Source organism: Halorubrum sp. CBA1229 (assembly GCF_003721435.2).
Classification (GTDB): Archaea; Halobacteriota; Halobacteria; order Halobacteriales; family Haloferacaceae; genus Halorubrum.
In genome coordinates this window covers 2,928,393-2,940,908 of record NZ_CP054585.1, presented here as the reverse complement: position 1 = coordinate 2,940,908, position 12,516 = coordinate 2,928,393, and the positions used below count along the sequence as shown (strand labels likewise).

Genomic DNA, 12,516 nt, shown 5'->3' with positions numbered 1-12,516 from the left:
GCGGTTTACAAGGCTACCCGGCGTAGCGGGCGGTATGACACTCGAAACGCTCGCTCCCGACGGAACCGACGGCGACGCGCTCGGCGACGACGTGCTGGACGCGCTCGGAGGCGGCGACTACCGATTCAAGGTGTGGGGCGGCGACTGGTGCGGCGACTGTCGGCGGCAGCTCCCCGCGTTCGCGGCGGCGCTCGACGCGGCCGGCGTCCCCGACGACCGGATCGAGGACTTCCCGGTCACGAAGGGGCCGGACGGCAAGGAGGGCGAGGCCGTCGACGAGTACGGGATCGAGCTGATCCCGACCGTCGTGGTCGAGAGCGCCGACGGCGAGGAGCTCGCCCGCTTCGTCGAGGACGCCGACGTCTCGATCGCGGAGTTCCTCGCGCGCGAGCTCGCCGAGGGCGAGGCGAGCGCCTGAGTCGAGCCCCCGCGTTTCTTTTTTAAACCGAGTCAGGCGTCCAGCTCGGCGACGATCCGCTCGCGGATCTCGCCGGCGTCGACGGGCGCCCACGCCTCGATGTCGTAGGTCACGTCGGCGAGGACCTCCAGCCGGTCGGCGTTGCTCTCGCGAATCGCCGAGACTGCGTCCGCGGAGAGCCGAGCGAGGACCGCCTCCGAGAGCGCCTCGCGGTCCACGTCGCGCTCGGGCACGTCGAGGATGTGCGGGAGATCCCCCGCGCCGTCGGGCAGCGACGGGAACGCGGCGGGCCCGACCGCGAGGGCGACGTCGCCGGCGTCGAGACCGGCCTCGGGGTCGGCGGTCTCCGGCGGCGTCTCGCCGCCCTCCGAGAGCGCCGCGGGCGGCGCCGGCACCAGCGCGTACTCCGCGACGGCGACGTCGATCGCGGCGGCGATCGCGTCGTCGTCGACCTCGGCCCGTTGTTTAAAAGCGAGCTCCGAAAGCGCGTGCGAGAGCTCCGCGCGAGTGAGCCACTCGAACAGGTCGACGACTCCTGCGAGGTCGTCGCGCGCGGCCACGCTTGGCGCGTCCGGCGCCGCCGCGACATCGTCGGCGGCTCCGTCTTCGGCCATCGGTCAGTCCTCTCCCGGCGCCGGATCGGAGGGCGGGGACGCCGGCGGTTGGTGGCCGTTCCCGCGGACGTCGGCGTCGCCCGGCGCGCCGCCGATTCGAGTCGCCTCGCCGCCCGCTCCGCCGGCCGCCTCCGCGAGGTCCGCCCGGGCCGCCTCGGCGACCGCCTCGGGCGTGATCGGCGCGTCGCGCCACGCCGGGAGGCGGGTGTCCGGCCCCGGTTTCCCGAGGGCGTCCGCGTACGTCGCGGCCTGCGAGCGCTCGTCCTCGCGGTCGTAGTCGAGGCCGTTGAACGCGGCGTCGGTCTCGTACCCGTCAATAATTCCCTCGGCCGCCTCGCGGTAGCGGTCGGCGAGGCCGTCGTAGTCGACGGCGACGCCGGCCTCTTCCACCGCCCGGAGCGTCGCCTCGCCGACCGCACGGCTCATGTCCGCGAGGCCGGTCGGGCCGTCGACGGAGCGGTGGTCGTGCTCGTAGCGGCCGAGGTCGACCTGCGCGCTCCCCGCGAAGCCGGCGTGCGCGAACGCCTCGCCGAGGGTCCCGACCTCCAGGCCCCAGCCGCGCTGGACGCGGAGCTTCGAGACGAGGTCTGTCGTCGCCGCGAACTCGCCGGCGAGCGCGTACCGGAACGCGTCGAGATACTCGATCACGCCCGCCTCCCGACGCTCGGTGGCGTCGGCGAGCGCGCGGACGAGGGGTCGGAAGAACAGCCGGAAGAGCCGGCCGTACAGCGCCCCGTCTTCGACGCGGGCGTAGTACCCCTTCGAGAACGAGTAGCCGTTCGCGACCGGGAACAGCAGTCGCTTGACGAACGCCGGCGAGTACGTCTTCGTGTCGGCGTCGTGGACGACGACGTACTCCTCCTCCAAGGCGCGGCCGAGGCCGAGCCACACGTCGCGCCCCTTCCCGCGGTCCCCGTCGAGGCCGCTGTCGGCGAGCAGTTCCGTCAGCCGGGGACCGCCGCACCAGAGCGTCTCCACGTCGAGGTCGAACCCGTCGAGCCACCGCGCGAAGGGGCCGACGCGCTCGGGCGGGGCGCGGAGGGGGACGATCACCCGAGCCGGCGCGACCGTCTCCAGCGCCGAGAGGACGCGCTCGGCCGCGAGCGTGCCGTACTCGCGCTCCGTCATCGGCACCACGACCGCCGCCCGGCCGGTGGGGGCGTCCGGCCGGTGGTCGGTCAACGCGTGCAGCGTCGTCACGCGCTCTTGGACGTACTCCATTATGACCGTACAGGGGCGGGACGCCCTAAATAGGTGCGATACCCGTGGCGCGTGCCGGCACACGCGCGACCGCGCACGCGAGCGGCCACAACTCCGCGCTCACGCCGCCTGCTCCGCACGGCGCTCACGCCGCCGGCTCCGCCCCCGCCGCGCCGCCCGGGACGCGGCCCATGCGCTCCAACACGGCGTAGGCGACCACGACCGCACCGAGTCCCCCGGAGAGCGCGAGGAAGACGACGTCGTAGGCGAATCCGGCCTCGATCGCCTCGCCGACGGTCCACGAGCCGGCCGCCTGCGTCGTCATCATCCCGGCGGAGTAGACGGCGTACGCCGACGCCCGGGACCCGTCCGGCAGCGACGCGAGCAGGTACGTGTCCATGGCGGGGAACAGCATGTGGATGGCGAAGCCGACGGAGAGGCTGGCGAGGACGACGGCGACGAGCCCGGAGACGGTGACCACGAGGACGACGCTCCCGATGAACGCCGAGACGATGCCGAGCAGGTACGGCACGTGTGGGAGCCGGTCGGCGAGGTCCCCGGAGACGAGGAAGGCGGGGACGCCGGCGGCGAAGATCACCGTCAGGAGGTTGCGGGCGGTCGCGGGCGGCAGCCCCTTGTCGATCATGTACAGCTCGTAGAAGTTGAACAGCCCCTGCCAGACGAAGCCCGTGAGGCCCATCAGCACGACGGCCGTCAGGATGAGCTTCCACTCGGCGAGCGCGCCGCCGACGAAGTCGGTGTCGTCCGCGCCGGCGTCGGGGAGGTCCGTCCGGGAGGCGAGGAACACGAAGGCGCCGGTCGTCGCGGCCGCGACGGCCGCGAGCCCGTAGAACGCGAGCCGCCAGTCGTACCACAGCGCGACCGTGACGACCGGTGCGGCCGCGACCGCGGCGAGCTGGCTCGCCGTCCCGTGAACGCCCATGGCCCGACCGACGCGCTCCGGGAACAGCTCGGAGACGAACGGGTTCGCGGCGACGAAGTAGACGCCGGACGCTAAGCCGATCGCGAACGCGGCGGTCATCAGCGTCGCCACGCCGGGCGCGAGGGCGACGCCGAGCGCGCCGACGGTCAGCATCGCCCCGGAGACCACGATAACCAGCCGGCGGGAGAAGCGCGTGAGCGCCCAACCGGCCGGGAGCCGCGGCGCGGCCGAGCCGAGCCACGCGAGCGTGACGATGAGGCCGGCGGTCCCCTCGCCGATCGCGAACTCGCCGATGAACTCCCCCACGAGCGGCGCGAAGACGACGCGCGCGAAGTTGACGAGGAAGACGAGGGCACACAGCGATCCGAACAGCCGAGTCCGTGACACGGACGCGCTTCGAATCGCCCGGAGACAAGCGTTGCGAAAGCGCGGCGCTCCGATACGACGTCGCGTGTCGTACGGTCGCGACCGGAGCGGGTGCGCCGTCCGACTCGCGTCGTACGGGGTTTTTATACCCACACGGGATCAACCGAGACGTATGAAATCGACGCGCAAGGGACTCCGCGACGGCGACCTGTTCAAGGACACCTACGAGCGCCTGAACTGCGCCGACTGCGAGAAGGTCTTGAAAAAGAAGAACGATCCCGACGAAGTGTTCGCGGTCCGGGTCTGCCCCGAGTGCGAGGCGACGTTCAAAGAGCTGCGCTGAGCGTCGTCGCGGGCCGGTGCGACGAGAGCCGAAGCCGAACTAATCGAACCGAACCTAATCGAACCGAACCTAATCGAACCGAACCTAATCGAACCGAACCTAATCGAACCGAACCTAATCGAACCGAACCTAATCGAACCGAACCTAATCGAACCGAACCTAATCGAACCGAACCTAATCGAACCGAACCGCGTCCCGCCCGCCCTCCCGACGCCGCGTCTCGTCTCTTTTCCCCTCAACTCACCGCGTCGTCGTCGCCGCTCTCACGCCTCGATCGACTCGGCGACCGACGCCGCCACGCTCGTCGACTCGCGCGCAGCCGTCTCGATCCACCGGTACTCTGTAAACGCCTCGGCCGCGTCGCGGGCGTCGGGATCGGTCGCCGCGAGTCGGGCGTCGGGCCTGTCGAAGAGGGGGAGGAACCGCGCCGCGAGCCAGCGGTCGAGCGGGTTCTCGCTCGCCGCGAGCGACGCCGCCGAGTCGACCGCCGCGTCGCGTGCTTCTCTCACCGCGGCGCGGTCTTCCGGGAACAGCGTGTCGCCCGTCTCGATCCGCGACGCGACGGCGTCGAGCCCCCGGAGTCGAGCGAGCGCGAGCGCCGTCCGCGTGAGCGCGGTCGCCGGGTTCTCCGGCGGGCGGTCGTCCACCGGAACCGGGTCGAAGCGGAGGTCCTCGAACGTCCGGTGGAGGGCGTTCGAGAGCAGCGAGACGCTCGGCGCGTCGCGGGCCACCGGCCGCTCGTCGAGGAACGCCTCTGCACCCGGGTTCGACCGGAGGTCGGCGTCGCTCCCGTGGAGCCCTCGGAGCCGGTCGCGGACTGACGCGCCCAGCCGCTCCGCCGCCTCCCGAAGCGGCTCCTCGACGGACTGCGGGTCCGCGAGCGACGCCCGGTACCGGTCGCTGAGGTGGCGTCCCGCGTCCACGTACGACTGGACGCGCTCGACGTCGCCGACCGACTCGCCGGCCCGAAGCGGGTTCGCTCGCCCCTCGACACCCGCGGCCCCGCCGACCAGCGTCCGCCGCCGCGACTCGTCGTACCAGCGCTCGATCGGGCCGTACGCCGCGGCGCCGGCCAGCGGGTCGGCCGCGGGTCCCGGGAGCGCGTCCAACGTCTCGAACGCTCGTCGCCGCACCGTCCCGATGTCGGCGGACACGTCCTCGGGGTCGCCCTCGACGGTCACCCCGGCCCACGTGCCGACGGCGGTCGCCGCGCGGTCCCGCGCCGTCGCGTACCGCTCCGCGGCCCGGAGCGGCGGGAGCGACTCGTCGGGGGCCGGCCGCGCCTCGCGAGCGGCCGCCCGCTGTTGGCGTATCCGCTCGCGGATCTCGCCGTTCGGGAGCGTCGTCGCGGTCAGCGGCTCCGGAATCGGGCCGAGCAGGCGGTCGATCCGGTCGTCGAACGCGGCCGCGACGGCGGGGTCGAAATCGACCGGGACGAGCCGCGGCGTCTCCGGGACCGGGGCGTCCAAGGCGCGCGTGATACCGTCGGTGTCGAGCGACGGCGGGTCGTCCCAGAACCGGGGCTCGCTTCCGACATCGGAACAGCCGGCGAGGGTGGCGAGCGCGACCGCGCCGCCGACCGCGAGGGCGTCGCGTCGGGTGAGCCGTCGGGTCACGAGCCGTCACCTCCCTCGTCGACCGCCGTCACGTTGCCCGGCACGGTCGCGTTCGCGTCGAGCACCTCGTACTCGGTGTCGACGCCGCGACAGGGGGACCGACCGCTGGACCCGGAGCCGGTGAGTTCCGGGTCCAACGCGGCGGGGAGCCGGAAAAGGAGCGCGAGCGCGACGCGTTCGCCCGCCTCGCAGGCCGCGTCCGGCGGCCTGAGCTCGCGGCAGTACTCGTACTCGACGCGCCGCGGCTCCCACGAGACCGACTCGATTCGGAGGCGGTAACACGACCGCACCCCGGCGCGCGACGCGTACACCGTCTCCGCGTCGTAGTCCGTCTCTTCCAGGAACGACCGGATCCGCGAGCGGTCCGCGTCGGACACGCCCTCGGCGACCGACAGCTCCGCGGCCCGGTCCTCGGTGGTGACGAGTTCGCGTCCGATCGGGGCCGGGTCGTCGGCTCCCTCGTCGCCGACGTCGGCGCCGTCGAGGAGGACGGCCTCGCCGTCGGGGTTTCGCGCCTTCAGGACGGTCGGGTCCGTATCCGTTCCGGAGACCCGTCGCCGGGGCGACCCCGAGCCCTCGTCGCGCGTCTCGACGCCGAGACACCCGGCGAGCGCGACGAGGGGAACGCTACCGAGGAGGGCTCGTCTCGTCGGGGACATGCGGCCGGCTTGGAGCGGTCTCGACAAACCTCTTTTGCCGACATCGGGTCGCTCCCGGACTCACTCGAAGACGGCGTCGAACGCCGAGGCGCCGAGCGGGTCGAACGTGCCCGCGGCGACGTTCTCGCGGACGTGGGCCGGGTCGCTCGCCCCGACGAGCGAGGCGGTGACGCCCGGGGCGCTCCGAGCGAAGTTGAGCGCGCGCTGCGCCGGCGTCTCGCCGGCGAGGGTTGCGTCGACGTCGGCCGGGATCGCGCCCTCGTTCGCGAGTTCCCCCTGCCCGATGCTCGCGCTCGTCACCACAGAGAGGCCGGCCTCGTGGGCGAACTCCAGGGTCGAGACCGGCTTAGCGTCGCCGTCGGCGTCGTCGGAGTCGTCTCCGTCGGCGTCGCCGTCGTCGCCGTCGACTCCGGGCGGGCGCTGGTTCCGCCGCGTGAAGGCGTCCGCCATGGCGACATTAAAAGGGAGTTGGACCGCCTCGAACCCGTGATCGTCGTCGGGGCCGACCGCCTCGCCGGCGGCCTCGGCCCGGGCGAGGACCTCGGCGAGCGAGAGGTACCGCTCGTCGCTCTCGGGAACGCGGAAGGCGTCCCAGGTGGCGACGCCGTAGGCGCCGACGTCGCCGGCGGCGCGCCGGCGTTCCAGGGCCTCGAAGGCGGCCTCCAGCCGGTCGTACACCGCCTCGCGGGAGCGGGCCGCGAGCTGCGTCTCCGGGTTGTGAATATAAAAGAGGTCGACGGCGTCGAGCCCGAGCCGGTCCAGCGAGCGGTCGAGCGACCACTCCAGGTACTCCGGCGCCACCGCGTGCGCGCCGTTCGCGAGGTCGTCGGCGTCGACGATTCCGGTCGCGAGGAAGCGGTCGCGGACGTACGCCGTCGGGTCGTCCGGGCGCTCGCCGTCGAAGGGGAGGAACCCGCCCTTCGTCGCGACGACGATCGACTCGCGGTCGATCGGGGACTCCCGCACGGCCTCGCCGACGACGCGCTCGGCCCGCCCGCAGCGGTAGTTGACCGCGGTGTCGACGTGGTTCACCCCGGAGCGGAGCGCGAGCCCGATCGCCTCGCGGGAGGCGTCGTCGACCGCGGCTGTCGGCTCGCCGAGGTAGGTGCCGATCCCGACGCTGGAGGCCACGCCGGGGCCGAAGCGCCGGAAGTAGGTCCGCCCGAAGGCGTCGCCGAACCGGTCGCGGTAGGCCCAGAGCGCGTCGCGAGTCGCCATGTTCGTCCGAACGGTGTCGCCGCGGGGGCAAAAGTCGCGCGGCGTTCGGCGGGCGGCCAGCGATCGAGCGGCATCCGGCGGGCGGACCCAATCGCGCGGCGGTCAGCGGGCGACGACGGCCGAGGATTCGTTTCGAGAGAATGTAACACGTCCGACAGGCGCACGACGGCGACACAACGACTATAGGCCGTCCGGGAGTTGCTCCGAGTAATGGCCTCGCTCACCGACCACCTGTCCGACCTCGTCGAGGACGCGGACGCGGTGCTTTTGTTCTCGCCGACGAGCTCGTTTCACGACCGGTTCGAGGACGGCGACACCGAGGTCGTCGTCGTCGCTCCGGACAACGACGTCGACGCCGACACCTTCGTCGAGCTCCCCCTCCCGTTCGACAACGTCAAAGACCGGATCCGGTTCGGTATTGAGGGCTCGATGGACGCCGACTTGGTCAGCGAGGGCGACGAGGTCGTCTGCATCGCGAGCGTCTTCGACGGGGGATCGGACGCGGTGATCCGCGTTACCGTCGACGAGACGGTCCACACCGGGATCTACGACCTGTTCGTCAACTCCCGGGCGGAGCCGAGCGTCATCCGCGACGTGTTCGAACTCGCGATCGAACTCGGACAGAAGGGACAGAAGGGGAAGCCGGTGGGCGCCCTGTTCGTCGTCGGCGACGCGGGGAAGGTGATGAACAAGTCCCGCCCGCTGTCGTACAACCCCTTCGAGAAGTCGCACGTCCACGTCGGCGACCCTATTGTCAACGTGATGGTCAAGGAGTTCTCCCGGCTCGACGGCGCGTTCGTCGTCTCCGACTCCGGGAAGATCGTCTCCGCGTACCGCTACCTCGAACCGGGGGCCGAGGGCGTCGACATCCCGAAGGGGCTCGGCGCGCGCCACATGGCCGGCGGCGCGATCACTCGGGACACGAACGCGACCGCGATCGTGCTCTCGGAGTCCGACGGGCTCGTCCGAGCGTTCAAGGCGGGCGAACTCGTCTTGGAGATCGATCCGGAGGAGTACTGACCACCCATGTTCGCGGCACAGAGCGCGTTCACGGAGTTCGCGGGGAGGGTCCCCGAGCGACTGTGGCTCGCCTTGGTCGTGCTCGTCATCGGCGTGATCGCGGCGTTCCTGGTCGGAGTGATAAACCGGCGGCTGCTGACCCGGGCCGGGGTCCCGGAGGCGATCGAGGGGACGGCCTTCGAGCGCACCGTCCGGGAGTTCAACACGTCGACCGTCCGGATCCTGGCGCAGCTGTCCAGCTACTTCATCCTCGCCGTCGCCGTCATCGTCGCCCTCACCGTCGCCGAGGTGAACTACCTCGACCGGTTCTGGTCCTCGGTCGCCGCCTTCCTCCCGCGCCTGTTCGTCGCCGCGGTCGTCATGATCGTCGGCGTCGTCGTCGGCGACAAGGCGGAGCTGCTCGTCGCCGAGCGGCTCCGCGGGATCAAGCTGCCCGACCTCGGCGTGTTGCCGCCGCTCGTGAAGTACAGCATCGTGTACGTCGCCGCGCTGGTCGCGCTCGGACAGGTGGGGGTGCAGACGCTCGCGCTGGTCGTGCTGCTCGCGGCGTACGCGCTGGCGGTCGTGCTGTTCGCGGCGCTCGCGACGAAGGACCTCGTCGCGAGCGCGGCCGCCGGGGTGTTCCTCCTGCTCCGCCAGCCCTACGTCGTCGGCGACGAGGTGAAGGTCGCCGGGGAGCGCGGCATCGTCCAGGAGGTCGACCTGTTCGTCACGCACATCGAGGCCGACGGAGAAGACCACGTGATCCCCAACCACTCGGTGTTCCGCGACGGGATCGTCCTGATCCGGGAGTGAGGGGCGGCTCCCCGTTCTTCAGGCCCGCCTTCGACCGTTCCCACGCCGTGGGACCAGCTGTCACGATATAACCCCTTGGGCGACGGACTAGTAGCTATGAGCCACGACGACGCCGACGCCGTCACCTGCGAGGGGTGGGACGGGAGCGAGTGCGAGGGCACGGTCCACTGTCCGCCGCGGTGTCCGCGGTTCGTGGACAAGGAGGGCGCGCGGTGGACGATCCGGCCCGCCGTGCACGAGGACGCCGCGCCGCTCGCCGAGATGTACGAGCGGTTCGAGACCGGGGACCGCGCCCAGGGGCTCCCGCCGGTGACGCGGGACCGCCGGGCGGAGTGGATCGAGTCGATGCTGACCGAGGGGAGCAACGTCGTCGCCGAGCGCGACGGCGAGCTGTTCGGCCACGCGATGTACACGCCCAGCGACGCGCCCCGCCCCGAACTGGCGGTGTTCGTCCAGCCGACGATGCAGGGGCGGGGCGTCGGGACCGAGCTCTGCCGACACGTGATCGCCGACGCCGCCGCCGCGGGACGCGAGGGGCTCGAACTCCACGTCGAGAGCGGGAACCGCGTCGCGCGCCGGGTGTACCGAACGGTCGGGTTCGAGCTCGCCGAGCGACGCGGCGACCTCCGGATGGAACTCGACCTCGACGACCCGATCGCGACCGAGGTGCGCTGGCCGCCGCTGGCGCGTCTCGGGCCCGCCGAGCCGGAGGCGGACGAGCCGCCCGCAGCAGGTCCTTCCCGCGCCCCGGCCGACGACTGACCGGTCCGTGCTCCCGGACCGATTTCGGCGACCACAACCGTTAGGCCCGCCCGTCCCCACGATCCGGTAGTCGTGGAGGACGCCATCGAGTGGCTGCGGAACCGACCGTTCTACGAGGGACAGATCGCGGAGCACCGCCGCCTCCCCGCCCGCGAGCCCGCGTACGGCGACGTCGACCTCGCCCCCCGGATGGCCGACGCGCTCTCGAAGGACGGCATCGACCGCCTCTACCGTCACCAGGCCGACGCGATCGACGCGGTCCGCGACGGCGACGACGTCGTCCTCGCCACCGAGACGGCGAGCGGGAAGTCGCTCGCGTACACCGTCCCCGCCTTCGAGGCGGCGATGGACCGCGGGGGCCGGACGCTGTACATCGCCCCCCAGAACGCGCTGATCGCGGACCAGGAGGAGAGCCTGAGCGACCTCGCTCACGGGCTCGGCTTCGGCAGCGGCGTCTCCGTCGCGTCGTACACGGGCCGGCTCTCGCGGGCGGAGAAGCGCGACGTGCGCGACCGCCAGCCGACCGTGTTGCTGTCGAATCCGGACATGCTCCACTACGCGCTGCTGCCGTACGCGGGGCGCCTGTGGGAGTGGTTCTTCTCGTCGCTGGAGTACGTCGTTATCGACGAGGTCCACAGCTACCGCGGCGTGTTCGGCTCGCAGGTCGCTCTGACCCTCCGCCGGCTCGCGCGGACCTGCGAGCGATTCGGGTCGGACCCGCAGTTCGTCTGCTGTTCGGCGACGATCAACAACCCGGTCGAGCACGTCGCCGCGGTGACCGGTCGCGACCCGGACGGGATCGCGCTCGTCGACGAAGATACGTCGGGGCGGGGGCCGCGCGACTGGGTGCTGTGGAACCCGCCGGAGTACGACGACGACTGGCAGGAGCGCGGGAGCGGCCGCCGGAAGTCGAGTCACACGGAGAGCAAACGGCTCTTCTGTGACCTCGTGACCGCCGGCGCCCAGACGCTGGCGTTCACGAGGGCGCGCCAGACCGCGGAGCAGTACGCGACCGACAGCGCGAGCGACCTCCGCGAGCGCGGCGAGCGCGAGCTGGCGGGGAAGGTGGGCGCGTATCAGGCCGCCCTGACGAACCAGCGCCGCCGGGAGATCGAGGCCGACCTCCACGCCGGCGACCTCCGGGGCGTCTGGTCGACGAGCGCGCTGGAGCTCGGCGTCGACGTCGGCGGGCTCGACGCCGTGATCCTCGACGGCTACCCCGGAACGCGAATGTCGGCGCACCAGCGCGCGGGGCGGGCCGGCCGCGGCGACGACCCCGCCCTCGTCGTGATGGTCGGCGGCGAGGACCAGCTCGATCAGTACCTGATGAACAACCCGGCCGACTTCTTCGAGGCGCCGCCGGAGGACGCGATCTGCGACCCCGAGAACGATCAGCTGCTCCCGGGCCACGTCGCCTGCGCGGCCGACGAGAGCTGGCTCACGCCCGACGACGATCGCTTCTTCGGCTCATCGTTCCCCGGTGTCGTCGCCGACCTGACCGACGAGAGTGTCCTCGACAGGCGGGAGACCGACGACGGGCTGCGGTGGACCCACGCCGGCTCGTCGAGCCCGCAGCAGTCCGTGAACCTCCGGACCGCGGGCGACCGCGAGATCGACCTCATCGACTCGTCGCGGAGCGAGACGGTCGCCTCGCTCGGGTTCGGCGACGCCCTCCGCGACGCCCACCCCGGCGCCATCTACCACCAGCAGGGGCGCACCTACGAGGTGACGGAGCTGGACCTCGACCGCGACGTCGCCGAACTGCAGTCGTCGTGGGCCGACTACTACACGCAGCCGCTCACCGAGAAGGACATCGTCGTGAACGAGGACCTCGCGGAGCGGGAGCTGTCGGCGCGCCCCGACGTTCCGGTCCGGTTCGCGGACGTGACCGTGACGGAGCGGATCACGGGGTTCGTACGGAAGGACGCCAAGACCGGAGAGTCGCTCGGCGAATCGACGCTGGACCTCCCGGAGACGACGCTGCGGACGAAGGCCCTGTACTTCCCGGTGCCGGCCGACCTGGAGTCGGAGATGCGGGCGATCGGCGCCGGCGACGGCGACGCGGGCGAGGGGAGCGACGCCGACGACGCGGAGGCAGCGACCGACGGCGGGGAGAGTGAAACTGGAGACGGAGAGGGCGGAGCCGGGGACGGGGGGAGCGAGGCCACACCCGACGGCGAGTACGCCTTCAACGGCGGGATCCACGCGGCCGAACACGGGATCATCTCGCTGTTCCCGTTCCACCTGCTCTGCGACCGCGCCGACGTCGGCGGCATCTCGACGCCGTACCACCCGCACACCGACGCGCCCGCGGTGTTCGTCTACGACGGCTACCCCGGCGGCGTCGGGCTCACGCGTCGCGGTCACGAGCGGATCGAGGAGCTGATGGCCCGCACCGCGCGGCTCATCGACGGCTGCGACTGCGAGGGGGGGTGTCCGGCCTGCGTCCAATCGCCGCACTGCGGCAACGCCAACGATCCCCTCGCGAAGGCGCCGGCGGTCCGCCTGCTGGAGGCGCTGACGGACGACGGGTAGACGAACGCGCTCCGGGAGGGGCGCCGC

The 12,516-nt window shown here is 72.0% G+C and carries 12 protein-coding genes; 6 read left to right on the top strand and 6 right to left on the bottom strand.

Going from position 1 to position 12,516, the window contains the following annotated elements; all coding sequences use genetic code 11:
- Positions 1-34 precede the first annotated feature (34 nt).
- On the top strand, positions 35-418 hold the full coding sequence (locus Hrr1229_RS14800; RefSeq protein ID WP_123112185.1) for a thioredoxin: 384 nt from the start codon (positions 35-37) through the stop codon (positions 416-418).
- 32 nt (positions 419-450) lie between these two features.
- Here the strand turns inward: Hrr1229_RS14800 and Hrr1229_RS14795 are convergent, their stop codons facing one another.
- From Hrr1229_RS14795 to Hrr1229_RS14785, 3 genes are all read right to left on the bottom strand, one after another.
- On the bottom strand, positions 451-1,032 hold the full coding sequence (locus tag Hrr1229_RS14795) for a hypothetical protein (RefSeq protein ID WP_123112186.1): 582 nt from the start codon (positions 1,030-1,032) through the stop codon (positions 451-453).
- Positions 1,033-1,035: 3 nt separating this feature from the next.
- A complete protein-coding gene (locus tag Hrr1229_RS14790) occupies positions 1,036-2,253 on the bottom strand; it encodes a glycosyl transferase family 2 (protein ID WP_255212523.1) in 1,218 nt (405 codons plus the stop codon).
- A gap of 124 nt (positions 2,254-2,377) precedes the next feature.
- The gene (locus Hrr1229_RS14785; protein ID WP_123112187.1) at positions 2,378-3,562 is read right to left on the bottom strand and encodes an MFS transporter; all 1,185 of its coding nucleotides are present in this window, start codon (positions 3,560-3,562) and stop codon (positions 2,378-2,380) included.
- A 151-nt stretch (positions 3,563-3,713) separates the two neighbouring features.
- Here Hrr1229_RS14785 and Hrr1229_RS14780 point away from each other — a divergent pair, with 151 nt between their 5' ends.
- The gene (locus tag Hrr1229_RS14780) at positions 3,714-3,884 is read left to right on the top strand and encodes an HVO_0758 family zinc finger protein (protein WP_176329420.1); all 171 of its coding nucleotides are present in this window, start codon (positions 3,714-3,716) and stop codon (positions 3,882-3,884) included.
- A 263-nt stretch (positions 3,885-4,147) separates the two neighbouring features.
- Here the strand turns inward: Hrr1229_RS14780 and Hrr1229_RS14775 are convergent, their stop codons facing one another.
- The 3 genes from Hrr1229_RS14775 to Hrr1229_RS14765 are packed head-to-tail and all read right to left on the bottom strand — an operon-like array spanning position 4,148 to position 7,377.
- A complete protein-coding gene (locus Hrr1229_RS14775; protein WP_123112188.1) occupies positions 4,148-5,500 on the bottom strand; it encodes a hypothetical protein in 1,353 nt (450 codons plus the stop codon).
- Positions 5,497-6,159, bottom strand: a complete 663-nt coding sequence (locus Hrr1229_RS14770; protein ID WP_123112189.1) for a hypothetical protein — start codon at positions 6,157-6,159, stop codon at positions 5,497-5,499. Before Hrr1229_RS14770 ends, Hrr1229_RS14775 begins: the two co-directional genes overlap by 4 nt.
- A gap of 60 nt (positions 6,160-6,219) precedes the next feature.
- Positions 6,220-7,377, bottom strand: a complete 1,158-nt coding sequence (locus Hrr1229_RS14765) for an aldo/keto reductase (RefSeq protein WP_123112190.1) — start codon at positions 7,375-7,377, stop codon at positions 6,220-6,222.
- 210 nt (positions 7,378-7,587) lie between these two features.
- Between Hrr1229_RS14765 and dacZ the strand changes: the two genes are divergently transcribed.
- The 4 genes from dacZ to Hrr1229_RS14745 all read left to right on the top strand — a co-directional run bounded on the left by dacZ (position 7,588) and on the right by Hrr1229_RS14745 (position 12,489).
- On the top strand, positions 7,588-8,397 hold the full coding sequence (gene dacZ, locus Hrr1229_RS14760; RefSeq protein ID WP_123112191.1) for a diadenylate cyclase DacZ: 810 nt from the start codon (positions 7,588-7,590) through the stop codon (positions 8,395-8,397).
- Positions 8,398-8,403: 6 nt separating this feature from the next.
- Positions 8,404-9,192, top strand: coding sequence for a mechanosensitive ion channel domain-containing protein (locus Hrr1229_RS14755; protein WP_123112192.1), 789 nt, complete (start codon positions 8,404-8,406; stop codon positions 9,190-9,192).
- Between the two features lie 96 nt (positions 9,193-9,288).
- Positions 9,289-9,954, top strand: a complete 666-nt coding sequence (locus tag Hrr1229_RS14750) for a GNAT family N-acetyltransferase (RefSeq protein ID WP_123112193.1) — start codon at positions 9,289-9,291, stop codon at positions 9,952-9,954.
- A gap of 72 nt (positions 9,955-10,026) precedes the next feature.
- Positions 10,027-12,489: a DEAD/DEAH box helicase gene (locus tag Hrr1229_RS14745; RefSeq protein WP_123112194.1), complete on the top strand. Its 2,463-nt coding sequence runs from the start codon at positions 10,027-10,029 to the stop codon at positions 12,487-12,489.
- The last annotated feature ends 27 nt before the right edge of the window (positions 12,490-12,516 follow it).

Coding starts and splice junctions, on each gene's coding strand:
- Hrr1229_RS14755 (WP_123112192.1), top strand. CDS start 8,404: ATGTTCGCGGCACAGAGCGCGTTCACGGAGTTCGCGGGGAGGGTCCCC.
- Hrr1229_RS14795 (WP_123112186.1), bottom strand. CDS start 1,032: ATGGCCGAAGACGGAGCCGCCGACGATGTCGCGGCGGCGCCGGACGCG.
- Hrr1229_RS14770 (WP_123112189.1), bottom strand. CDS start 6,159: ATGTCCCCGACGAGACGAGCCCTCCTCGGTAGCGTTCCCCTCGTCGCG.
- Hrr1229_RS14780 (WP_176329420.1), top strand. CDS start 3,714: ATGAAATCGACGCGCAAGGGACTCCGCGACGGCGACCTGTTCAAGGAC.
- dacZ (WP_123112191.1), top strand. CDS start 7,588: ATGGCCTCGCTCACCGACCACCTGTCCGACCTCGTCGAGGACGCGGAC.
- Hrr1229_RS14750 (WP_123112193.1), top strand. CDS start 9,289: ATGAGCCACGACGACGCCGACGCCGTCACCTGCGAGGGGTGGGACGGG.
- Hrr1229_RS14790 (WP_255212523.1), bottom strand. CDS start 2,253: ATGGAGTACGTCCAAGAGCGCGTGACGACGCTGCACGCGTTGACCGAC.
- Hrr1229_RS14800 (WP_123112185.1), top strand. CDS start 35: ATGACACTCGAAACGCTCGCTCCCGACGGAACCGACGGCGACGCGCTC.
- Hrr1229_RS14765 (WP_123112190.1), bottom strand. CDS start 7,377: ATGGCGACTCGCGACGCGCTCTGGGCCTACCGCGACCGGTTCGGCGAC.